Origin of the sequence: Paraburkholderia sp. SECH4, assembly GCF_030511745.1 — a bacterium.
GTDB classification, from domain to species: Bacteria; Pseudomonadota; Gammaproteobacteria; order Burkholderiales; family Burkholderiaceae; genus Paraburkholderia; species Paraburkholderia madseniana.
Genome location: NZ_JALOCP010000013.1, coordinates 19,679 through 42,347, shown reverse-complemented (window position 1 = coordinate 42,347; position 22,669 = coordinate 19,679). Strand labels below are relative to the sequence as shown.

General features: G+C 62.7%; 16 protein-coding genes and 1 pseudogene. 8 read left to right on the top strand and 9 right to left on the bottom strand.

Translation table 11 applies throughout. From position 1 onward, the window contains the following. Positions 1-96: 96 nt before the first annotated feature. On the bottom strand, positions 97-1,551 hold the full coding sequence (locus tag M0D67_RS18960) for a PLP-dependent aminotransferase family protein (RefSeq protein ID WP_154558988.1): 1,455 nt from the start codon (positions 1,549-1,551) through the stop codon (positions 97-99). Positions 1,552-1,828: 277 nt separating this feature from the next. On the opposite strand from M0D67_RS18960, the gene M0D67_RS18955 reads away from it, so the two are divergent. From M0D67_RS18955 to M0D67_RS18930, 6 genes and pseudogenes are all read left to right on the top strand, one after another. Further along, the gene (locus tag M0D67_RS18955) at positions 1,829-2,518 is read left to right on the top strand and encodes a VOC family protein (protein WP_154558987.1); all 690 of its coding nucleotides are present in this window, start codon (positions 1,829-1,831) and stop codon (positions 2,516-2,518) included. Between the two features lie 75 nt (positions 2,519-2,593). Further along, on the top strand, positions 2,594-3,790 hold the full coding sequence (locus M0D67_RS18950; RefSeq protein ID WP_154558986.1) for a PLP-dependent aminotransferase family protein: 1,197 nt from the start codon (positions 2,594-2,596) through the stop codon (positions 3,788-3,790). A 53-nt stretch (positions 3,791-3,843) separates the two neighbouring features. After that, complete coding sequence (locus M0D67_RS18945; protein WP_154558985.1) at positions 3,844-4,308, top strand: RidA family protein; 465 nt, start codon at positions 3,844-3,846, stop codon at positions 4,306-4,308. A gap of 262 nt (positions 4,309-4,570) precedes the next feature. Next, a pseudogene (locus M0D67_RS18940) lies at positions 4,571-4,717 on the top strand (PhzF family phenazine biosynthesis protein); the annotation flags it as partial. A gap of 469 nt (positions 4,718-5,186) precedes the next feature. Further along, the gene (locus M0D67_RS18935; RefSeq protein ID WP_266239382.1) at positions 5,187-7,559 is read left to right on the top strand and encodes an EAL domain-containing protein; all 2,373 of its coding nucleotides are present in this window, start codon (positions 5,187-5,189) and stop codon (positions 7,557-7,559) included. 222 nt (positions 7,560-7,781) lie between these two features. After that, on the top strand, positions 7,782-8,990 hold the full coding sequence (locus M0D67_RS18930) for a chromate transporter (RefSeq protein ID WP_154558983.1): 1,209 nt from the start codon (positions 7,782-7,784) through the stop codon (positions 8,988-8,990). Between the two features lie 9 nt (positions 8,991-8,999). Here M0D67_RS18930 and M0D67_RS18925 read toward each other — a convergent pair whose 3' ends face one another. The 5 genes from M0D67_RS18925 to M0D67_RS18905 form a co-directional block, all read right to left on the bottom strand. Beyond that, positions 9,000-9,458: a CopD family protein gene (locus M0D67_RS18925; protein WP_028196844.1), complete on the bottom strand. Its 459-nt coding sequence runs from the start codon at positions 9,456-9,458 to the stop codon at positions 9,000-9,002. Positions 9,459-9,757: 299 nt separating this feature from the next. Beyond that, positions 9,758-12,082 carry a DNA topoisomerase IV subunit A gene (gene parC / locus M0D67_RS18920; protein WP_154558982.1) on the bottom strand — a complete coding sequence of 775 codons (2,325 nt, stop codon included), beginning with the start codon at positions 12,080-12,082 and terminating at the stop codon, positions 9,758-9,760. A gap of 67 nt (positions 12,083-12,149) precedes the next feature. Further along, positions 12,150-14,135, bottom strand: coding sequence for a DNA topoisomerase IV subunit B (locus M0D67_RS18915; RefSeq protein ID WP_154558981.1), 1,986 nt, complete (start codon positions 14,133-14,135; stop codon positions 12,150-12,152). 441 nt (positions 14,136-14,576) lie between these two features. Next, positions 14,577-16,505 carry an ATP-binding cassette domain-containing protein gene (locus M0D67_RS18910; RefSeq protein WP_154558979.1) on the bottom strand — a complete coding sequence of 643 codons (1,929 nt, stop codon included), beginning with the start codon at positions 16,503-16,505 and terminating at the stop codon, positions 14,577-14,579. A gap of 238 nt (positions 16,506-16,743) precedes the next feature. Then, the gene (locus M0D67_RS18905; RefSeq protein ID WP_266239381.1) at positions 16,744-17,145 is read right to left on the bottom strand and encodes a DUF4399 domain-containing protein; all 402 of its coding nucleotides are present in this window, start codon (positions 17,143-17,145) and stop codon (positions 16,744-16,746) included. 325 nt (positions 17,146-17,470) lie between these two features. On the opposite strand from M0D67_RS18905, the gene M0D67_RS18900 reads away from it, so the two are divergent. Then, entirely contained in the window at positions 17,471-17,662 is a 192-nt protein-coding gene (locus M0D67_RS18900) for a rubredoxin (protein ID WP_097391768.1), read from the top strand. A 1,191-nt stretch (positions 17,663-18,853) separates the two neighbouring features. Here the strand turns inward: M0D67_RS18900 and M0D67_RS18895 are convergent. From M0D67_RS18895 to M0D67_RS18885, 3 genes are read right to left on the bottom strand one after another with little or no spacing between them, the layout of a single operon-like run. Then, positions 18,854-20,236, bottom strand: coding sequence for an MATE family efflux transporter (locus M0D67_RS18895; RefSeq protein WP_266239380.1), 1,383 nt, complete (start codon positions 20,234-20,236; stop codon positions 18,854-18,856). Between the two features lie 14 nt (positions 20,237-20,250). Beyond that, the gene (locus tag M0D67_RS18890) at positions 20,251-20,607 is read right to left on the bottom strand and encodes a YciI family protein (protein ID WP_266239379.1); all 357 of its coding nucleotides are present in this window, start codon (positions 20,605-20,607) and stop codon (positions 20,251-20,253) included. Positions 20,608-20,632: 25 nt separating this feature from the next. After that, positions 20,633-21,538, bottom strand: a complete 906-nt coding sequence (locus tag M0D67_RS18885) for an NAD(P)H-binding protein (protein WP_266239378.1) — start codon at positions 21,536-21,538, stop codon at positions 20,633-20,635. Between M0D67_RS18885 and M0D67_RS18880 the strand changes: the two genes are divergently transcribed. Continuing rightward, complete coding sequence (locus M0D67_RS18880) at positions 21,446-22,213, top strand: PadR family transcriptional regulator (RefSeq protein WP_266239377.1); 768 nt, start codon at positions 21,446-21,448, stop codon at positions 22,211-22,213. The genes M0D67_RS18885 and M0D67_RS18880 overlap by 93 nt on opposite strands. Positions 22,214-22,669 lie beyond the last annotated feature (456 nt).

Here is a 22,669-nt window from a genome sequence, read left to right as displayed (position 1 = left end):
GCTTGGGCCTCTCTTTGGCCGCCGGGACCGTGCCGCCGGATGGCCGGATGGCCGGATCGCCGTGTCGCCGCTAAGTTGGGGCAAGCCGGCGCGGTTTCAAGAGGCGCGCCGGGCGATGCTGTCGAGATAGCGGCACAGGAACGTCGACAGCTCCGGATCGCCGCAGTTGGCGATATTGAAGCGCATCCACGTGGTGGGCGATTGCTGCGGAGAAAACAGGCTACCCGGCGTCAGCAGAAAGCCTTCTTCGTGGCCGGCGGCCGCGAGCGCGCTCGCATCGACGCCCGTGTCGGCCCACAGGAACATGCCCGCCGCGGGCGTCAGAAACAGCTTCATACCGGTCTTCTCGAGCATCCGCACGGATTTTTCGCGCACGCCGTCGAGCCGCGCGCGCAGCCGCTCGACGTGCCGGCGGTAATGGCCCTCAGTGAGAATCTTGTAGAGCACGCGCTCGTTCAGTTCGGGGCTCGTCATGCCGACCAGCATTTTCTGATCGCTGACGGCCGTGGCCACTTCGGGCGCGCAGGCGATAAAACCCACGCGCAGATTGGGCGCGAGCGTCTTCGAAAAGCTGCCCAGGTAGATCACGCGCTTCAACTGGTCGAGGCTTGCGAGACGCGTGCCAGGATAGCTCGGCGGGCACAGATCACCATAAATATCGTCTTCGACGACGATGAAATCGTACGCTTCGGCCAGACGCAGAATGCGGAATGCCTGCGCGGCCGTGAGCGAGGTGCCGGTGGGGTTCTGCAGCACCGAATTGATCACCAGCATTTTCGGCCGCCAGGTCTCGACCAGCGACTCGAGCGCGTCGAGGTCCGGCCCATCGGGCGTGTACGGCATGCCGACCAGCCGCGCGCCCTGCGACGCGAAGCGCCCGAACATCTGAAACCAGGCCGGATCGCCGACGATCACCGCATCGCCCGGCTTCACGTAAATCCGCGAAATCAGGTCGATCGCCTGGGTGATGCCGGAGACCATCACGATCTGATCCGGCGAAGCACCGATTTCCAGCTCCTCCAGCCGCGTCTGCAACTGCTGGCGGAGCGGCAAAAAGCCCTGTGGCGTACCGATGCCGAGCATCTGCGCGCCGCTTTGCCGGCCTAGCGTGCGCAGCGCGTTGGTAATCAGATCGCCGTCGAGCCAGCGGCCCGGCAAGTAGCCGAGGCCTGGACTGCGCTCGGGACGTGCGCCGGTATGCAGCATGTTGCGCAGCAGCCAGACGACATCGATCGTGGCCGGCGCGGGCGCCGCTGCGGCGATCGTGCGGATCTCGGCCGTCGGCGTAGCGCCCAATCGTTCGCGCACAAAGAAGCCAGAACCGCGCCGCGACTCCAGGTAGCCCTGCGCCACCAGCCGCTCATACGCCTCGACCACGGTGAAGCGCGATACGCCCTTGTCCAGCGCCAGCTTGCGGATCGACGGCATGCGCATGCCGGGACGAAACACGCGCTCCTCGATGCGGCGGCGCGCCCACTGGACGAGTTGCTCGACCAGCGTCAGCGACGTCGTATCGTGAGGCGTGGGAATCTGGGTAAGCGGGACGGACATGACGGGCTCCAACTGTACCGAACGGTATCGAGTCGATTGTACCGTTACTGTGCCGGTCGCCGCCGCTACATTCAAGGCTACATTTAAGATAAGCATCGGATGATGAGGCGGCCCGGGTTGCATTCCGCCGCTCACGAGCGAGTTCGGGCACCCCGCCCAAACGCCATCCGCCTGGCCCGCCGCCCCGGCAAACGGTTATGCTTACGACCCCGGCAACGCTGCTGCCGCACCCGGCGCGCGTTCCGGCTTACCGCAGAAACCGTTTTCCTGATCCGCCATGACTGCCCATTCGCTCCGTCTCGATCACCTCGTGATTTCCGCCCGTACCCTCGACGAGGGCACGCAGTACGTTGCCGACACGCTCGGCGTCGCTCCGGCCGGCGGTGGCGCGCATCCGCTGATGCGCACGCACAATCGTCTGCTGAATCTGTGGGGCGGCGTGTATCTGGAAGTGATTGCGGTCGACCCGCAGGCGGCAGAACCAGCGGATGGCGCCGCGCCTCGTGCCCGCCTGTTCGCCCTCGACGACCCGGCGACGCAAGCGCGGCTCGAAAAGGGCCCGTACCTGTCGCACTGGGTTGCCCGAGTCGACCGGCCAAAGCAACTCGCGGCATGGCAAACGCAGTATCCCCAGCGCATTGCACCGATCGTACCGATGACGCGCGGCGATTTCACCTGGGGTCTGTCGGTGCCTGACGATGGCGCCTTCCCCGCGTGGCAAGGCGCCGGCGACGGGGTATTGCCGTCGCTGATCCAGTGGGACACGCCGCGGCACCCGTCGGCGGTCCTGCCGGAAACGGACATCGCGCTGAAAGCTTTGAAAGCAGCCCATCCGCAGGCCGACACGATCGCTGCGCAATTGCACTGGCTGGGTGCGGCGCACCTGATCGCACTCGAGCCCACGGAAGGCGCGCCGGCACTTGTCGCCGAGTTTGAAACACCCGAGGGTCTACGGACCCTTAAATAAGCAGCGCGCGCGGGTCGTCAACTCGCGCGATAATCGAAGTTTTGACCGGTTCCAGAGATACCAGCAGAGGAGACCATGGACCAAAGCGACTTGAAAGCCCCCACGTGGCAACTGTCCGAACGCGCACGCAAGCTCACGAGCTCGGCGATCCGCGAGATCCTGAAGGTCACGGAACGGCCCGAAGTCATTTCGTTCGCGGGCGGCCTGCCCTCGCCGGCGACCTTCCCGGCCGAGCGCATGCGCGAAGCATCCGACCGCATTCTGCGCGACGCGCCCGCCGCGGCGTTGCAGTACAGCGCGACCGAAGGCTATCTGCCGCTGCGTGAATGGATCGCGCAGCGCTATTCGGTGAACGGCGCGCAGATTCGTCCTTCGCAGGTACTGATCACGACCGGCTCGCAGCAAGCGCTCGACCTGCTCGGCAAAGTGCTGGTGTGCCCGGACAGCCCCGTGCTGGTCGAAACGCCGACTTACCTCGGCGCGCTGCAATCCTTCTCGATGTACGAGCCGCGCTACGTGCAGGTGCCGACCGACGAGCAAGGCCTGATTCCCGAAGCGCTCACATCCGAGCTGACGGCCGGCGCACGCCTCCTGTACGCACAACCCAACTTCCAGAATCCGACGGGCCGCCGCCTGCCGGTCGAACGCCGTCGTGCATTGGCCGCGTTCGCGAAGACCGCACCGTTCCCGGTAATCGAAGACGATCCCTACGGCGCGCTCGACTACGCGGGTGAACCGCTGCCCACCATGCTGTCGATGGCGCCGGATCACATCGTCCATCTCGGCTCGTTCTCGAAAGTGCTGGCGCCGGGCCTGCGGGTCGGCTACATCATTGCGCCCGAAGAGTTGATCTTCAAGCTCGTGCAGGCCAAGCAAGCCACCGATCTGCACACGCCGAGCTTCACGCAACGCATCGTGTACGAAGTAATCAAGGACGGCTTCCTCGACACGCACGTGCCGACCATTCGCGAACTGTATCGCGATCAATGCGCGGCGATGCTCGCCTCGCTCGAACGCTACATGCCGGAAGGCGTAAGCTGGAACCGTCCGGAAGGCGGCATGTTCGTGTGGGTGAATCTGCCCGCGCAGATCGACAGCATGAAGCTGCTCGAAGAAGCCGTCGCGCAGAATGTCGCGTTCGTGCCGGGCGGTCCGTTCTTTGCGAGCGAAGCGCAGCACAATACGCTGCGCCTGTCGTTCGTCACGGTGCCGCCGGCCAAGATCGACGAAGGCGTGTCGCGTCTCGCGGCGCTGATCCGCGCGAAGGTCTAAGCCGTCTCGACCAACCCGCGCCACCGAACTCAACTACTGACTAAGGACACACCATGGCTCAATCAAATGTGTACGACAAGCTTAAGGAACTGGGCATCGAACTGCCGAGCGCAGGCGCTCCGGCAGCCGCCTATGTGATGAGCGCGCAAAGCGGCAACACGGTGTACCTGTCGGGTCACATCGCGAAGAAAGACGGCAAGGTGTGGGCCGGCAAGCTCGGCGCCACCCTCACCACCGAAGAAGGCAAGGCCGCCGCGCGGTCCATCGCGATCGACCTGCTCGCCACGCTGCATACGCATGTGGGCGACCTGAACCGCGTCACGCGCATCGTCAAGCTGATGAGCCTCGTCAACTCGACGCTCGAGTTTACCGAGCAGCATCTGGTGACCAACGGCGCCTCCGAACTGATCGCGGACGTGTTCGGCGAGCGCGGTAAACATGCGCGTTCGGCGTTCGGCGTGGCGCAGATTCCGCTCGGCGCATGCGTCGAGATCGAGATGATCGCCGAAGTCGAATAACAATCGCCAACAGGTTCGGCCGCCGGTTCGCCCGGCCGGTCGTTCCAAGCGTACTGAACGCGTCGCGAGGTGTCTGTCACCTGCGGCGCGTTTTGCATTTGTGGTGAGGTAGATCGTTCCTTTGCCACCAGGTAGAATCCGCGAAGCCCATCAATCTGCTGGATTCGCCGGACTGCGCCCGATGACCGCCCACACCGTTCGTTTCAAACAAGTCGACGTGTTCACGTCGGTGCCGTTCAAAGGCAATCCGCTTGCAGAGTTGCGGCCCGGCTCGCACTACACGGCCCGCCAGGGCACCGTGCTGGGCCGTGCCGGCAACGTTTCGGTGCACTACGACGATGCAGCCGGTAAAACGTGGATCGGTGGGCCGTCGGTGACGATCGTCGACGGCACGTTCCGGTTGCCATGAACGGCGCAGCGCTCGATTGCAGGTTGACGCGCGCCGGCCTGCCGCTGAACGCCGGCCGTGTTTCGCCGCTTCAGGCCACGCTTAACAACAGAATGCCGCACCGTTTGCGCGATTAATGCGCCATGCATGACGAGAGGCTTGGCACACCTGAATTCCATATCCCGATGAAATATTCGAAAACAAGTGCCAGGCCGCAGCCCCAAGGCTGGCTGCGCCGGCTGCGAATTCAGCCGGCCAAGACGGCCTGTTGCGCCCGCGTATACCCGATGCGCGGACCCTTCCTTAATCCAGTGGCATTAAGTAATATCGAAACGTACCCGATGACCTGCGGATGGTCAGGCACGACGCCACGCTCCCTTCCCCTGCGCAGCAGTCCCGGCACCTTGGTCACCATGCAGCCACCCATGAAATTAGCGCAGTCAATGCTCGCGCAGTTGCAACCGGCCGGCACCAGGGAACGGGCCGCCCGATGAGCCAGTTCCGCTTCTCCGACCAGCGCGAAGCCAAACCCCGCCGCGACCCTGCTGTGTCGCGCCGCCGTGCCTTGCTCGCCATTCCGGCGCTCGGCGTGCTGGTGCTGATCCTGCTTTGGGCCGTGATCTTCGCGCGCCTGTCGGTTGAGAAAGAAGCCACGAATCGCGAGGCGATGGCCTCTGCCGCGATTCTCTCCGCGGCGCTGGAGCAGCACACGGTCAAGGCGATTCACCAGGTCGACCAGATCACCCGCTTCGTCAAATACGAGTTCGAAAAAACGCCGAATCATTTTGATCTCGCCAGCACGGTGGAAAAAGGCGTGGTGCAAAGCGAGACGCTGGTGCAGGTGTCGCTGATCGACGAGCACGGCACGCTGATCGCCAACACGGCCGAACCCAATCCCAAACGCATCGATCTGTCGGACCGCGAACACTTCAAGGTCCACGAACACGAAAACGACGACCAGTTGTATATCAGCAAGCCGGTGCTCGGCCGCGTATCCCGCCACTGGACCTTGCAGATGACGCGGCGTCTGAATCATCCCGACGGCTCGTTCGCGGGCGTCGTGGTGGTCTCCGAAGATCCGAGCTATTTCACCAGCGACTTCTACAACAACGCGGCCATTGGCCGCGAAGGCGTGATCGCGGTGATCTCGGACAACGGCACGGTGTTGGCGCGCCGCACCGGTAGCGTCGACACCGCCAGCGGCTCATTCTCGGCGAGCGGCTCGTACCCGACCTCGGAGCATGTGTCAGGCACCTACGTCGATTCCATCGACAACATCACGCGTATCGTCTCGTACCGGCATATCGACGGCTATCCGCTCGGCGTGCTGGTGGGCCTGTCGCAAGCCGAGGAATTCACCGATTACAACCACACGCGCAACGTCTACCTCCTGATGGCGGGCTTCATCTCGCTCGCGATGCTGAGCTTCTTCGCAGTGGCCACCGGTTTGATCGGCAAGCTGCTCGGGCGCGAGCGCGAGATGACGCATCTGGTCGAGTACGATCTGCTGACCGGTTTGCGCAATCGCTATGCGACGCTGCAAACATTGCGGCACGACATGGCGCAGCATTCCAATCTCGGGCGCCTCGCGATTCTCTTCATCGACCTGGACAACTTCAAGACCGTCAACGACACGCTAGGCCACAACGCCGGCGACATCGTGCTGCAAATGACGGCCTCGCGCCTCGCCACCGCGGTCGGCGACGGCGGCGCCTTGAGTCGCATCGGCGGTGACGAGTTCGTCGTGGTGATCAAGGGCGACGACGTCGAGAAGCGCGCCGTCACACTCGCCGAAGCGGCAGCCGAAGCGTTCGCCAAACCTTTCGAAGTGCGCGGCAGTTCGTTCGTGCTGCACGCGAGCATCGGCATCGCGCTCTACTCGGTCGCCAACGAGAGCGAGATCGACCTTCTGAAAAAAGCCGACCTCGCGATGTACAGCGCGAAGGACGCGGGCAAGAACTGCTATCAGTTCTATTCGCCGCAGTTGTCGCATCGCGCGGACCATTTGATGAAGTGGGAACAGCAGTTGCGCGTCGCGCTCACCGAAGGCCAGTTGTTCCTCGCCTATCAGCCGAAGATCGATCTGACGCGCCGCTGTATCACCGGTTTCGAAGCACTGGTGCGCTGGAACCATCCGCAACACGGTTTGATTCCGGCCAACGAATTCATTCCGGTCGCCGAATCGACCGGGTTGATCGTGCCCATCGGCGACTTCGTGATCGAGACCGCGTGCCGTCAACTGGCGTTGTGGCAGCAACAGGGCTACGACACGCTCTCGCTCGCGGTGAACATCTCCGCGGTGCAGTTCTGGCGCGGCGATCTGTACGAAACCATCTCGCACGCGATCGAGGAAAGCGGCATCTCCGCGCGCCGCCTCGAACTCGAAATCACCGAGACGGCGATGATGGAATATCCCGAACTCGTGTCGGAGAAAATCTTCGCGTTGAAGCGCCTCGGCGTGCGCATCGCGCTCGACGACTTCGGCACAGGCTATTCGTCGCTGTCCTACCTGAACCGCTTCTCGGTCGACACGCTGAAGGTGGACCGTTCGTTCGTCCAGGCGATTCCCGGTGACCGTAGTGTCTGCGTGATGGTCACCGCGATCGTCAATCTGGCGCGTTCGCTCGGACTCACGGTGGTGGTCGAAGGCACTGAGACCGAAGAGCAGATTGCGTGGCTCGCCGCGCTCGGCCATATCGAGGCGCAGGGTTTCCTGTTCTCGCGTCCGGTGCCGGTCGAAGCGATTCCGGCGCTGCTCGAACGCTTCGGCGTATGCGGCATGAAGGGTCACCGCGCTGTGCATGATGTCGACAGCACTCGCAGCGTGTCCAGCACCAGCACGAGCACGAGCACCAATAGCTGAATGCTGCCCGGCGGTGGCGCGCGTGTCACGCACAAGCGCGCCGTATGCAGCCTATAAGCGTAGGTGCGGCACCTCCCGCGCTTATCCAACCGCTGCATCGCAAAACCGGCTACATTCACGCTGTACTGCGTCACAGCGCGATGCTGTCTGCTGGCCGCGCCAATACACACAAAACGATGATCTCAGAGGGCGGGCCGCCCGCGTGCGGGGGCCCGCGTCGCCATGCAGTCGATCACGAGCCAGAATGCCGCCAGGCGAGGAAAACGGGAACCGCTATGGACGCTGTTCCGGGTCGTGTTCGGCCTGTCGGCGCTGTCGTGGGGCGGTCTCGCGCTGATGGCGCAACTCGAAAACCACTACGTGGAACGCGAGGGTCGGCTCTCGCGCGTGGCGTTTTCCGATCTGATCGCGCTCGCCTGGATGGTGCCTGGGCCGGTGGGCTGCAATGTCGCCGTGCAACTGGGACATGCGCTGCGGGGACGCGCCGGCGCCTGGGTGGCGGGCGTTGCAAGCGTGCTGCCCTTTTTCGTGCTGATGACGCTATTCGCGATCTTCTATCGCACGCCGCTCGTGCACGCCGCCGCTTCCCAAACCTTGCTCAATCACTTCAGCGTGGTGCTGGCCACGCTGATCGCGATCACCTGGTACAAACAGACGCGCGCGCTGGTGCGCGGCAAACTCGAATGGATCGCGGCGGGGATCGGTTGCGTGGCGCTCTTCTATGCACGCAGTCCCGCGGCCTATGTGGTGATGCTCGGCGCAGCCTTCGGCACCGGTTGGCTGGTCAGCCCGGTTCGCAATTCTCGCATCGTGGTGTCGATCGGTCGAGGCGACTGGCACATGCTGGCCGCATTGAGCGTGTTGCTGGTGTTGTTCGCCCTGCCGTTGCCGCATCGCTATGAACTGGCACTGCTATGGCCGCGGCTGGCCGGTGCGGGCATGACCTTGTTCGGTGGCGGCTTCTCGGCGTTGCCGGTACTTAAGACATTGTTCGTCACGCCGGCGATCGGCGTGTCGGATAACGACTTCACCTTGGCGTTTTCGCTCTCCCCGTTGTCGCCCGGACCGCTGTTGAATGTGGTGCCGTTCTTCGGATATCTGGTGGATGGCTGGGTGGGCGCGCTGATTGCTACGCTCGCGCTTTTTGTGCCATCGGGCTGCCTCGTCGTGCTGGCGCAACGGCATCTGCATCAGTTGAAGGCCAATCCGCGTTTCGAGCACGGCATGCGGATCTTGCGCGCGGTCACCACCGCGTTTCTGGCGGTGGCCGTGCTGCGCATCGCAGTGCATGTGCCGTTCCAACCCGTGTATCTGGTGACGGCGCTGTTCTCCGGCATGTGCTTCGCAAAGCTCAAGGTGCCGGTGTATGTGGTGTACGGGACCGTGGCGGTCGTGTTTGGGTTGTGGCTTGCCTACGGCGCCATGCAGTAGGCGGGCGCGTCAGAACCCGCGCGACAACACCGCCACACCGATCGTCACCACACCCAGCACGATGTTCACCAGCACGAGACGCCGGATCGTACCGACCGCCTGCGCGCCATCCGGCCACTTCTGCGCCTGCACCGCACGGCGAATGCGCGGGAACACGGCAAAACGAATGTGCCCGAAGATCAGCATCATCACGATGCCGAGGCCAGCCATGGCATGCAACGGCCACGTGGCGTGACCACCGCCGAATTGCATCAGCAGGAAGCCGCCAGTGAGGAGAATCACCAGCACGGCTGCGGCGACCCAGTTGAAGAAGCGGCCGAACACCGATTCCCACAAAGGCAAGCGCAGTTGCGGCGAAAGATCGGCAATGGCCGGGCGCAGACAGAAATGCGCGAACACCATCCCACCCACCCACACGGCGACTGCGAGCAGATGCAAAAAGAGTGCGAGTTCGACAGCCTTGTTCATTTTGTTTTCCTCTCCCGATGACGCCACACCGCTTATGACGAGTGATATTGGTAGCGGCTATTGAGCGCATTCGACCGCGCGCTATGCGTGCAGTTCCATGTACTGGCAGCGTCTTAACATTCTTTGTAGTTGTTATTGCAGCACGTCCGATACCGCGACGGCGCTGCACCCCGGATTTTTGCTGCGCGCGGCGTGTGCTTCAAGGTGCGCGTTGTTGCTGTTTGCGCTTTAAAGCACACGCCTCGTTCATGCCTTGCTCTACCTACTTCTATCTACCACCTGCCAACTACTAGCTACGATTACGCAGCGAGTACCGGACGCATACCGTCGAGCTTCATCTTGCTCTCAGGCGTGCGCCCCTTGCGCGCCCGCTTGCCGATATGCGGCGTGAGCGTGGCGCCGCTCAGCTTCTCTTCGTCGACACGGCCACCGCGACGCGTGCCGATCAACACCACGCCCGCCTTGTTGATGGACAGCGCCTGCACCAGCGTTTCGTTGTCGTCGAGCGCCATCAGCGTAACACCGCGTCCGCCACCCGAGAGTGTCTTCATTTCGTCGAGGCCGAACACCAGCAGGCGTCCACCCGAAGACAGACATGCGATGTGCGTCGCATCCGGCAACATCGGCATCGGCGCGAGCGGCGCGGCACCCGCGTCGATCGTCATGAACGACTTGCCCGCCTTCACGCGGCTCACCATATCGCCGACCTTGGCGACAAAGCCGAAGCCGTTGCTCGACGCAAGCAGCAATGCCTGATCCGCGGACGCCGCGTAGTAATGCATCAGGTGGCTGCCCGATTCGAGTTCGATCAGCGACGTGACCGGCACGCCATCGCCCCGCCCGCCCGGCAGCATCGCAACCGCCACCGAATAGACGCGGCCATTGCTGCCCCACGCAACCAGCGTATCCGGCGTGCGGCACTGGAACGCCGCGTAGAGCCCGTCGCCAGCCTTGAACGTAAAGCCGGCCACATCCAGGCCGTAGCCCTTCAGCGCGCGGACCCAGCCCTTCTGCGACACCACCACGGTCACCGGCTCGTCGACCACGCGCGCTTCGAACGTCGCGCGCTTTTCCTGCTGGATCAGCGTGCGGCGCTCGTCGCCGTATTGCTTCGCGTCGCCTTCGATTTCCTTGATGAGCAAACGCTTCATCGCGGATTCGCTGCCGAGCAGTTCTTCGAGCTTGGCCTTCTCGTCGCGCAGTTCGGACAGTTCCTTCTCGATCTTGATCTTCTCGAGCCGTGCCAACTGACGCAAGCGGATTTCGAGAATATCTTCGGTCTGCCGGTCCGACAAGCCGAATGCGGCCATCAACGCGACCTTCGGCTCATCCGATTCGCGGATGATGCGGATGACTTCGTCGATATTCAAAAAGACGATCATCCGGCCTTCGAGAATATGAATCCGGTCGTCGACCTTGCTCAAACGATGACGCGTGCGGCGCGTGACCGTCGCGAAGCGGAACGCGATCCACTCATGGATGATTTCGCTCAAGCCCTTCTGACGCGGCCGGCCATCGCCACCCACCATCACCATATTGAGCGACGCGTTCGACTCGAGGCTCGTATGCGCGAGCAGCGAATTGACGAACTCGGTTTGATCAATGCGGCTCGACTTCGGCTCGAACACGAGACGCACCGGCGAGTCCCGGCCCGACTCGTCGCGCACGGCGTCGAGCAGCGCGAGCATGGTCTGCTTGGTTTGCAACTGTTCAGGCGTGAGCGCCTTCTTGCCGAGCTTGATCTTCGGGTTGGTCTGCTCTTCGATTTCTTCGAGCACCTTCTGCGCGGCCGTGTTCGGCGGCAATTCGGTGATCACGAGCTGCCACTGGCCGCGCGCGAGCTCCTCGATCTTCCAGCGGGCGCGCACCTTCAGGCTGCCGCGGCCACTTTCGTAGGCCGCGGAAATCTCGGCGTCGCTCGAAATGATCTGGCCGCCGCCCGGGAAGTCCGGCCCGGCGATGTGTTGCATCAACTCGGCGTGCTCGATCTTCGGATTACGGATCATCGCCACCGCCGCCGCTGCGACTTCGCGCAGATTGTGCGATGGGATTTCCGTGGCGAGACCCACCGCAATGCCGGATGCCCCGTTCAGCAACACGAACGGCAAGCGCGCGGGCAACAGCCTCGGCTCTTCGAATTCGCCGTCGTAGTTCTTCATGAAGTCGACCGTGCCCTGGTCGATCTCGTCGAGCAACAGCTTCGCGATCGGCGTCAGGCGCGCTTCGGTGTAGCGCATGGCCGCTGCGCCGTCGCCGTCGCGCGAACCGAAGTTGCCCTGGCCGTCGATCAGCGGGTAGCGCATCGAAAAGTCTTGCGCGAGACGCACCAGTGCGTCGTACGCCGACTGGTCGCCGTGCGGGTGGTACTTACCCAGCACGTCGCCGACCACGCGCGCCGACTTGACGGGCTTCGCGTTGTCGCCGAGGCCCATGTCGTTCATGGCGAACAGGATGCGGCGCTGCACCGGTTTCTGGCCGTCGCATACGTCAGGCAGCGCGCGCCCCTTGACCACGCTCACCGCGTAGTCGAGGTACTGGCGTTCCGCGTAGTTGCCGAGCGTCAGGAAGTCGCCTTCCGGGGGCGGCGGCTCCGTGAAAAGGTCGAGAGTGTTATCGTCGTCCATCTAGATTCCGTATCCGTGTTTGGCGTGAAGTTTTGTGCGAAGGCAGGGCGTTGTTAAGAACGCTCGCTCAGATATCCGCTTCTACTTCGTTGCCCTTTTCTTCCAGCCAACTGCGCCGCGACGCCGCTTCGCCCTTGCCCATCAGCATCGTCATACGCGCGACCGTCGCGTCATAGTCGAGTTCGCCGAGTGCCACCGGCGTCAGGCGCCGCGTGTCGGGGTTCATCGTGGTATCCCACAACTGCTCCGCGCTCATTTCGCCCAAGCCTTTGAAACGGCTGATGGACCACTGCGTGTCGCGTACGCCGTCTTTGCGCAGCTTGTCGAGGATCGCTTCGAGTTCGCCTTCGTCGAGTGCATAGAGCTTCTGCGCCGGCTTCTTGCCGCGCGCGGGGGCATCGACCCGGAACAGCGGCGGACGCGCCACGCACACATGCCCGCGTTCGATCAGTTGCGGGAAATGCTTGAAGAACAGCGTGAGCAGCAACACCTGGATGTGCGAACCGTCGACGTCAGCGTCCGACAAGATGCAGATCTTGCCGTAACGCAGATTCGACAGATCGACCTTGTCGTCCGGGCTATGCGGATCGACGCCAATCGCCACCGAAATGTCGTGCACTTCGTTGTTGGCGAACAGGCGGTCGCGCTCGGTTTCCCACGTGTTCAGCACCTTGCCGCGCAGCGGCAGGATCGCCTGGTATTCCTTGTCGCGGCCCATCTTCGCCGAGCCACCCGCCGAGTCACCCTCCACGAGGAACAGTTCGTTGCGGCCGATTTCCGTCGATTCGCAATCGGTCAGCTTGCCCGGCAGCACGGCCACGCCCGAGCTCTTGCGCTTCTCGACCTTCTGGCCGGCACGCGTACGCGCCTGGGCCTGTTTGATGACGAGGTCCGCGAGCTTCTTGCCGAGCTCGACGTGCTGGTTCAGCCACAGCTCCAAAGCCGGCCGCGAGAACGACGACACCAGCTTCACCGCATCACGGCTATTCAGGCGCTCCTTGATCTGCCCTTGGAATTGCGGATCGAGCACCTTTGCCGACAGCACGAACGACACGCGCGCAAACACGTCTTCCGCCAGCAGCTTCACGCCCTTCGGCTGCAGGTTATGCAACTCGACAAAGCTCTTCACCGCCTGGAACAGACCGTCACGCAAACCGGATTCGTGCGTGCCGCCCGCAGGCGTCGGAATCAGATTGACGTACGACTCGCGCATCAGCGTGCCTTCTTCGCTCCACGCGACGACCCACGCCGCGCCCTCACCTTCGGCAAACGTCTCTTCGCTCGCACGCGAGTTTTCGACATAGCGCTCGCCTTCGAACAGCGGGATCAGCAGATCGCTGCCGTTCATGCCTTCGAGCAGATAGCCGCGCAGACCGTCTTCGTATTTCCAGGTTTGCGTTTCGCCGGTCTTCTCGTTGATGAGCGTAACTTCGACGCCCGGCAACAGCACCGCTTTCGAGCGCAGTAGACGCTGCAATTCGCCGAGCGGCAGGTTCGGCGAATCGAAGTACTTCGGATTGGCCCATGCGGTAACGCGCGTGCCGGACTTCTTGTCTGCCTTTGTTGCAGGTCGCACTTCGAGTTGCTTCGCAACGTCGCCATTGGCAAAGCCCAATTCGGCGATTTTGCCGTCGCGCCACACGGTGACGTCGAGGCGGGTGGACAGCGCGTTGGTGACCGACACGCCGACGCCGTGCAGGCCGCCCGAGAACGTGTAGGCGCCGCCGGCGGCTTTATCGAACTTGCCGCCCGCGTGCAGGCGCGTGAAAACGATTTCGACTACCGGCACGCCTTCTTCCGGATGCAGGCCGAACGGAATGCCACGGCCGTCGTCTTCGACCGAGACCGAATGGTCCGTATGCAGCGTGACCGTGATTTGCCGGCCGTGGCCGCCAAGGGCCTCGTCCGACGCGTTGTCGATAACTTCCTGAATGATGTGCAGCGGATTTTCGGTGCGGGTGTACATCCCGGGCCGTTGCTTGACCGGCTCCAGGCCCTTCAACACCTTGATCGACGCTTCGCTATACGCGGCGTTTGGCTTTTTCGTAGACATGGTTGACTCGGGTGCGTCGGTTCATCGTTGTCCACAGGTCCTGTGGGCAGGTCCGTGGACAATGCGTTGAGTTTTCAAAAAAAGCGAAACGAAACAACGGGGTTAGGTGGGGTGCCCGCAGTGCGGGCAACGTGTTTTATCGCGTGGCTTCCCATGGGCGCGCTCGACGGCGGCTCGATGCGGGCTCCACAGCCCGGCAACGGCCAGCCGGTGCGAACGCCGGGGGAAGCCTGTTCGCGGGGTATTTTACTGATTTCGATACGGGCGGCAATTCACGTGGTGCTGGATTGGCCGTTTGGATAAGGGGCGACGCACGGCTTCGGCCAACTATGCGACCGCGATGAGACCACTACGGGACCGTGAAAATTACGATGGGCCCGCTGCGCAGCCACGCCCCCCGCATGAATTCGGCGCAACCTCGGATCACGCCGTCCCCGCACATCACTTCCGCTTGTTTTCCAGCTCGTCCCAGCGTTCCAGTGCAATCAGCAGTTCCTCGTCGATCGCGGCGTAGCGCTCGGTCAGGCGCGTGCCTTCCTGAGCGTCTTTCGCGAAGACCGAACCGTCTTCGAGTTGGGCGCCGATGGTTTTCTGCTCCGCTTCCAGTGCAGCGATCTGCGCCGGCAGCGCTTCGAGCTCGCGCTGTTCCTTGAACGACATCTTCGCGGCGCGCTGCGTATTGCGGCCAGCCGGCACGCCAGCGTCCTTCGACGCCACTTCCTTGGCTGCCTCTTTCTGCGCTTCCTGCGCCATCTGCTGCGAGCGGTCGCGCTGAATCTGCCAGTCGGTAAAGCCGCCGACGTACTCGCGCCACTTGCCAGCGCCTTCCGAAGCGATCACCGAAGTCGCGACGTTATCCAGAAACGCGCGATCGTGGCTGACCAGCAGCACGGTGCCGTCGTATTCGGTGAGTAGCTCTTCGAGCAGTTCGAGCGTCGGGATGTCGAGGTCGTTGGTCGGTTCGTCGAGCACCAGCACGTTGGCCGGCCGCGCGAACAGACGCGCCAGCAGCAGGCGATTGCGCTCGCCGCCCGACAGCGACTTGACCGGCGACCGCGCGCGTTCCGGCGCGAACAGGAAGTCACCGAGATAGCTCATCACGTGCTTCTTCTGGCCGTTGACTTCGACCCACTCGCTACCCGGGCTGATCGTATCGGCCAGGCTCTTGTCCAGATCGAGCTGCGCGCGCATCTGGTCGAAGTACGCGACCTGCAGATTGGTGCCGATGCGCACCGTGCCTTCGTCCGGCGGCAACTCGCCGAGGATCATCTTCAGCAACGTGGTCTTGCCCGCACCGTTCGGACCGACGAAGCCGATCTTGTCGCCGCGCATGACCGTGGCCGTGAAGGTATCGACCACCGTACGCGAACCGTAGCGTTTGGTGACGTCGGTCAGTTCGGCAACGATCTTGCCGGACTTCTCACCTTGGCCCACGTCGAGCTTGACGTTGCCCTGCACGTTGCGGCGCTCGGCGCGTTCATTGCGCATCTGCACAAGTCGCGCGATCCGGCCGACGCTGCGCGTACGGCGCGCTTCCACGCCCTTGCGAATCCACACTTCTTCCTGGGCAAGCAGCTTGTCGAACTTGGCCGCTTCCACTTGCTCGACTTCAAGCTGCTGCGCCTTCCTGGTCTGATAGGCGCTGAAATTGCCCGGATACGACAGCAGACGCCCGCGATCCAGTTCGACGATGCGCGTGGCGACACGATCGAGAAACGCGCGATCGTGAGTAATGAAGAGCAGGCCCGCGCGCAACGAGACCAGCAGTTCCTCGAGCCAGCGGATGCCGTCAAAGTCGAGGTGGTTGGTCGGCTCATCGAGCAGCAACACGTCCGGCTGCACAACCAGCGCGCGCGCCAGCGCGACGCGCTTTTGCATCCCGCCCGACAGCGAACCGACTCGCGCCTCGCCATTCAGACCGATCTGCTGCAGCGTGGTGGCCACGCGCGTGCTCCAGTTCCAGGCGTCCGAATGGTCAAGCGCCGACTGCAGCGTGTTCATGCGCGACATCAGCGCGTCGTGCTCCGGGCCTTCCGGCTCGTCTGCGAGCTGATTGGCGACCGCGTCGTATTGATCCAGCAACTCGCGGGCGTGGGTCAGGCCGGCGGCGACCGCTTCGAACACCGTGTCGTCCGTATCGAACTCCGGCTCTTGCGGCACATAGACCGACGTCAGGCCCTGTTGGCGCGTGACGAGGCCGTCGTCCGGCTTGGTCAGATCGGCGACGATTTTCAGCAGCGACGACTTGCCCGCGCCGTTACGGCCGATCAGCCCAACGCGCTCGCCCGCTTCGAGAGAGAAATCCGCGTGATCGAGCAACGCGACGTGACCGAACGCCAGTTGGGCCCCGGTAATGGTGTAAAGCGACATGGAGAATTGGAGAAGACAGCGATGAGTCGGAACTGCTCATTGTACCGGGCGCGCGGGCAGGTGCCTGTATGCCGGAAGAGATAGGCCGAATGACCGGCTTGCAAAATGGGGAGGAATCGTACGCAAGCCCTATGCAGACCGGATCCGACTGCGTTCAAGCCCTGCGCAAGCCAGGAGATAAAACAGAAAAATACGGCCGGACGGCGCTCGCGCTCGTCCAACCGCCTCACCTGTCACGTTACTTCACGTGCACCGTGATGGTTTTGCTCATCTCCGGCCCATACGAACGATGCGCGCCGTCGCCGAATTGCAGCGTCAGCGTATGGTCGCCCGGCGGCAGCGTCAGATCGGTTTCGGTCTGGCCTTTGCCGAAGTGGAGCGATTTGTCGGTGGCGGGAATCACTTCGCCCTTGGGAAGCGGCTTGCCGTCGACCAGCAGATGATGATGGCCCGTGCCTTCCGTCATCGTGCCGGCTGGCGCGATCTTCATGCCGTCGACACCGAACACCACGTGCACCGGATTGGTGACGGTCGCGCCGTCCGCCGGTTGCACGAAAGACACGCCTGCGGCCTGCGCCGCGCCCGATACCGCGAGCAACCCGGCCAGCATCGTTCCGGCCAACCATTTGTTTTTGAACATCGTTTTTCTCCTTTTTGGGAAACAAGAGTCATGCACGGGCCATGCAGGCGTCGATCGTGGCGCGAGTCGCCTGAGGCCGATCGTCGCAATGCATGCCAGGCGCCCGGCGCGCCTGTCCAAACGACTAGCTGCGGATCAAAGCATACACGCTGTGTATGACGGGTCCGTCACGCGGGCCCGGACACGTCTCAGGCGCTTTGCGGCGATGCCGCATGGGTAAATAACTGTCCAATTGACAAATTCCGGTAATATTGCGAGTCGCCGCCATGCCCAAAAAAGGGGCAGACTGGGCGGATCAATGCACCGAACCAAAGAAGAGTACGTCGTGAGCGAAGTAATTGAACTGATTGAATATAAGAGCTGGGTCTGCCTGATTTGCGGCTGGATCTACAACGAAGAAGAAGGCCTTCCCGAAGAAGGCATCGCCCCGGGCACGCGCTTCGCCGCGATTCCGGACGACTGGCGCTGCCCGCTGTGCGATGTAGGCAAGGCGGAGTTTGCGGTGGTGGAATTCTGAGCGAGCTCGATTGAGCCGGGGGCGTGCTGCTTGATGTAGTGCGCCGGGCGGTTCGCGCGGCCCAGTGGGTGATGCCCGCTGGGCCGTTTGCTTTGTGGGACGGGCTTTGCAGCCCTCCTCGTGGATAGGCGTGTTTGATATCCTCCGCGCTCGCTGGCGAATTTGGACTCGCCTGGCCCCTGCCCGGATTGTTCGTCGGCGGGATCGCAGCGATTATTTTGGTTCGGTCCTCTGCCCGTAGTTGAGCGGGTGGAATGACAGGCGCAACGCCTGTCAGATAGGGATTGCTACCATTGCTGTAGCAAAATCTGTGGCACGCGAAACTTCCCCTCCTAGCCCATTGCGCTGACTATCGCGCAGTCCCTGCTCGCGCGTTCATCCGACGACAATCGGCCACACGTCGCCATTCGCCCGTACCGGCCGCCGGACGTTCAGAGGTCTGCTCCACTCTGCAAGCAGTCGTCGGACTTCAGAAGGTGAGGGTTGCGCGATCTCCGCTAACGATCGGTGCCGCCGGGGTCGCGACCTCAACATCGTCGGCTTCCCGCAAGCACTTGGGCTGTGCGGCGGATTGCCCAGGTCGCCGCCTGCACGTGAGGATTAGCTGGCACAAGACGCGCATTCTTTTCTTGCCGCACCGTGCCGGGCTTCAATGGCCTTGATACTGTCTGCAAAGACTTTTTCCAGAACGTGTCTGACGATGGTTCCGAGCACGGACCTGAGCACCCGTCCCTTGATGTTCTTGCCTTCGCGAACAACGACCGCGTCCAGCGCAGTCGTCCCGTAGGGCAGACGCGTAAATGTGTAGGTATGGCCCGACCTCCCCACACGTTGGAGTCGGTTGTCTTCATTACGACACAGTCGGGGTCGGACCAGTCGTAGTGCAGGCGTTCCCAGATACCGCCCGAGCCCTCTGTGACGTCGGCCTCAAAGGGGCCACGCCGATGAACCTTGGGGTATTCATCGGCGCTATTGCCAAAGAGCTTCGAGCGATCAGGCCCGAAGTCCGTGAGGCCGGCGACAAACTGCTCGGGCTTCAAAACAGTCTTGTAGCAGAAGTGGATCGTCGACGTGATGAGTTTCTTCGTTTGAATAAGCAGACAGCAAGCCGATGTGTTCGGCTTACCTACCGGGTATATTTGTAGAAGCCACGCGCGTGAGAGTTGAGGCGTCGCAGACTCCAACTGATGCCTAACGATCCCAGCGGGTCCGCAGGAATCCAAGCAGGCTAATGGTCGCCGCCACGACGATGCTGACTGCCACTATCACGAAAGCTGTGTGCAGGCTCGCGTAACCCTGCAGGACCAGCACCATCGCGGCCAGCGCAAATACGAAACGCACCACGCTTGCGGTCATCGGCCAGAAAATGCGGCGTGCCCCCTGACCTGCGAAGTAGAGTTCGAAAATCACGCCGATCACCGCATAGAAAGGCGCGACCACATGCAGATACCGTGCGCCGACCGCCATAGCGGCGCTATCGCTGGTAAAGAGGCCCATCCAGGGCAGCGGAAAGAGCGAGACAACGAGTCCGACCAGGCCAACCACGCTGGCAACGAACAGTACGTTCACGATCGCCGCGCGTCGCGCACGCGCCACGTTGCCTGCGCCCAGGTTCGTGCCCACCAGCGTGATCGCGGCAGTGCCGAATCCGAACATCACCGGTATCAGCAGCATGTCGAGGCGGGATGCAATGCCGTAACCGGCGATGGCGGCAACGCTCACGGCACCGGCCGCAGCGGTCAGCGCGGTGACTGACATGGCCGACATGACGGCATTGATCGCCGATAGCAAGCCGACGCCGAGAATCGCACTGAAATGCTTGCGCTGCAGTCGATAGCGGCGCAGGCGCAACGTCGACGAGGGCGAACGCATGTAGACGACCACCACACCCAGCGCGGCAATATTGCACAGGACCTGGGCGACGCCGGCGCCTGCCACACCCATGCGCGGCGCACCCAGCCAGCCGTTGATCAGCATCGGTGACAGTATCAGGCCGGCGACCGCGCCGCCCAGTATGATCATCGCCGGCACCTTGACGTTGCCGGCGCCGCGCAGCGATGCCTGCAGCAGCAACAATATCCAGAACGGGATCGCGCCTCCGAACAGGATGTTCGAGTAGAGCACGGCCTGGTTCAACGATGGCCCGCTGCCGCCAAGGCTGCGGTACAGCACCGGGCCGGCCAGCAGCAGCACAAGGGCGAACAGTCCGCCTGCTACGACGGCGATGACCACCGCATGCCAGGCCAGGCTTTCCGCCTCGTCCTGGCGGCGGGCGCCGGTGGCTCGGGCAATAGCCGACGACACGCCGCCGCCGATGCCGGCACTCGCTACCGTGGTCATCATTATCATGACGGGAACCACCAGCGATGTTGCGGCGATCGCTTTCAGGCCCAGTGAGCTGACAAAATAGGTCTCGGCAACACCTAGCAAGGTCGTCATGAACAGCACGGCGACTGTCGGCAAGGCAAGGCGGATCAAGTTTGACAACAGCGGACCATGGAGCAGTTCGTTGGCCGGCAGGTTGGCAGGCTGAGAAGAAATCTTCTCAGCCTGATTGGCAAGAGTAGCGGGCATGATCTTATCGGCACCTAGGCGCGGGCGATCGGCAGGACCGGGATCACTTCCGTGAATCCGGCCGATGAGCTGGGGCTAAGTTCGGCCCAATTCAAAGCCTCTGCCAGCGTCTCGACATTGATCACCACAAAACCGCCAAACAGTGCGTGCGCGTCCGGGGATGGGCCATCCTGGACCTGGCGCTGGCCGTCCCGCATCCGCACCGTGCTGGCGTTACGCGGATCGAGTTGCGTGCCGGCCCGCATGACGCCGGCGGCCGCGAGGGCGCCCATGTACTGTTTCCACGCGAGCGAGACTTGCTGCGCTTTGAGCAGATCGGCGTAGGTTTCATAGACGTTTGGCGGCTGTTGAAAAGCGAGAACGAATTCCATCGTTGTTTCCCGTTAGAAAGGGGGATCAGTCGGCGGTGAACGCGGCCGCGTGGCGGCGAGCGAATTCGGCGGCGGAAATCGGCGCGCGGCCGACCAACTGCTGGAAGTTGTCGGTCATGCGGTCGTAGCGGTTGTTGCGATGCAGCTGGGCCATGATGACCAGGTGTGCGACCAGATGCGCCGGCTGTTGGAGCTCCCGCAGCTTCGCTTCCCAGATCTGCGGCGGCACATTGACGTATTGGATTGTGCGGCCCAGAGCGCTGCTGAATTCCTGTGCGAGCTCAGTCATCGTCAGCGACTGGGGGCCGGTCAATTCGTAGACCTTGCCGATATGCGGCTGTGGGTTGGCCAGCACAGCAGCGGCGGCAGCCCCCACGTCGGCGGCGGCGATCGGCGAGGTCCTGCCGTCAGCGAACGGCAGGCGGATGGCGTTGTCGTCGCGGATGCCCTTGGCCGCCGGCAGGAACAAGCCTTCGAAGAAAGCAGTTGGACGCAGGTAGACCACCGGCAGGCCGGACCAACGCAGCATCTGCTCTGCGAGCCAGTGCTGCTTCTGTTGCGGGCTGCCGGTGGTCTCTGTCTCGCTCATCTGCGACAGCGTCATCTGCGACAGATTGACGAAGGCCTTCACACCCAAGCTTTTGGCTGTGACCGCGACGGTGGCGGCTGCTTCCAGGTATTCGGGCGAAACCGACATCGTGAAATACACCACTGAGCAGCCTTGCATGGCTGCGCGCACGGCGACGATGTCGAGCATGTCGGCGACCACGACCTCGGCACCCATATCACGCAGGCTGTCGGCCCGCGCGTCCAGCTTGCGCACCATCGCGCGTACGCGATGGCCTTGTTCCAGCAGGTTGGCGATGGCCGCGCGCGCGGTCGAACCGACGCTGCCGGCGGCGCCGGTGACGAGAATAGTTTCTTGAGACATGGCCTTCCTGATAACATCAAGTATGTAGGAAAATACATAGTGACACGTCGTTTTTACTATGTCAAAAAAAACATAGTCATTCCGTGTGCGCGTTGGCGCAATCCAGGAGCAATGCGAGTGAGTGATCTGAAGGAAACCGCGGCAGGCAAGGAAAAGCCGCTGAAATACGTTCTTCTTGCCGGTATCTATAACGAGCCGCGTTCCGGCTATGAACTGACCAAATGGCTGCAGATGGTGGGCCAGCATTGCTGGTCGGTTGAGCACAGCTCGGTTTACCCCGCTTTGCGCGAACTGGAAAAGGATGAACTCATCCAGTCGGAGCGCCTGCCGGGAACGCGCGGGCCGGACCGCTCGATCTACAGCATGACCGCTGCTGGGCTCGACAAGCTGAGGGCGTGGGTGGCTAACGGTTCGCCGCGCCCCGCCATCAAGGACGAACAGATACTGCGGGTGTTGTGCTTCGATTTGCTGCCGCGCGACACAGCGTTGCAGCAAATCCGCGAGGTGCGTGCGGACCACCAGGTCCAACTTGAATTCTTTCTCGCAAGACAGGCCATGCTGACCGAGCGTCAGCTTGGACCGCTGCTGGTGGCGCGCCGCGGGGTGCTGGCGGAACAGGCCTATATCGCGTGGTGTGACGAAGTGGCGGACATGATTGCTCGCAGGCCAGCCTGATGTACGGCCAAATTCGGGCCGGGCGCGCGGCTTGAATTTATCCAATAGAGGTACCGCGCGAGGTACCGAGCGGAGTAGGCACCGCAATCACCAACGCCGAGATGACCGCTGCGTAACCGGTCTGCAACTTCAAAGCGCCTCCGGCGTACCTATCTTCGGTTAGATACGCCCCCAACCCGGACGCGGTCAAGTTCAAGGCCGATGCGCGGCGTCGACGCGGGCAGCGGGAGTAGATTGCACGCACACGGACTGATCCACGGACGTTTCGGCCTATCTGTTTCTGATGGGCCATTTTTTTGTTGATCCATTCCGCCAATACTTTGTCCTGCGCCGCAACCTGTTTCCTGCAGACTTTCTGTAGCCCTATATTCACGTCACCTCGGACTATTTGAGGGCGAGTTTGTGGCGAACTCACATTCCCTTAAAAAGTCTTTCAGCCTGCCGGCTGGTCCGCTG

Excerpts from the sequence above, each read along its gene's own strand:
- M0D67_RS18960 (WP_154558988.1), bottom strand. The coding sequence starts at position 1,551 with ATGTCCGTCCCGCTTACCCAGATTCCCACGCCTCACGATACGACGTCG.
- M0D67_RS18955 (WP_154558987.1), top strand. The coding sequence starts at position 1,829 with ATGACTGCCCATTCGCTCCGTCTCGATCACCTCGTGATTTCCGCCCGT.
- M0D67_RS18950 (WP_154558986.1), top strand. The coding sequence starts at position 2,594 with ATGGACCAAAGCGACTTGAAAGCCCCCACGTGGCAACTGTCCGAACGC.
- M0D67_RS18945 (WP_154558985.1), top strand. The coding sequence starts at position 3,844 with ATGGCTCAATCAAATGTGTACGACAAGCTTAAGGAACTGGGCATCGAA.
- M0D67_RS18935 (WP_266239382.1), top strand. The coding sequence starts at position 5,187 with ATGAGCCAGTTCCGCTTCTCCGACCAGCGCGAAGCCAAACCCCGCCGC.
- M0D67_RS18930 (WP_154558983.1), top strand. The coding sequence starts at position 7,782 with ATGCAGTCGATCACGAGCCAGAATGCCGCCAGGCGAGGAAAACGGGAA.
- M0D67_RS18925 (WP_028196844.1), bottom strand. The coding sequence starts at position 9,458 with ATGAACAAGGCTGTCGAACTCGCACTCTTTTTGCATCTGCTCGCAGTC.
- parC (WP_154558982.1), bottom strand. The coding sequence starts at position 12,082 with ATGGACGACGATAACACTCTCGACCTTTTCACGGAGCCGCCGCCCCCG.
- M0D67_RS18915 (WP_154558981.1), bottom strand. The coding sequence starts at position 14,135 with ATGTCTACGAAAAAGCCAAACGCCGCGTATAGCGAAGCGTCGATCAAG.
- M0D67_RS18910 (WP_154558979.1), bottom strand. The coding sequence starts at position 16,505 with ATGTCGCTTTACACCATTACCGGGGCCCAACTGGCGTTCGGTCACGTC.
- M0D67_RS18905 (WP_266239381.1), bottom strand. The coding sequence starts at position 17,145 with ATGTTCAAAAACAAATGGTTGGCCGGAACGATGCTGGCCGGGTTGCTC.
- M0D67_RS18895 (WP_266239380.1), bottom strand. The coding sequence starts at position 20,236 with ATGCCCGCTACTCTTGCCAATCAGGCTGAGAAGATTTCTTCTCAGCCT.
- M0D67_RS18890 (WP_266239379.1), bottom strand. The coding sequence starts at position 20,607 with ATGGAATTCGTTCTCGCTTTTCAACAGCCGCCAAACGTCTATGAAACC.
- M0D67_RS18880 (WP_266239377.1), top strand. The coding sequence starts at position 21,446 with ATGGCCTTGTTCCAGCAGGTTGGCGATGGCCGCGCGCGCGGTCGAACC.
- M0D67_RS18885 (WP_266239378.1), bottom strand. The coding sequence starts at position 21,538 with ATGTCTCAAGAAACTATTCTCGTCACCGGCGCCGCCGGCAGCGTCGGT.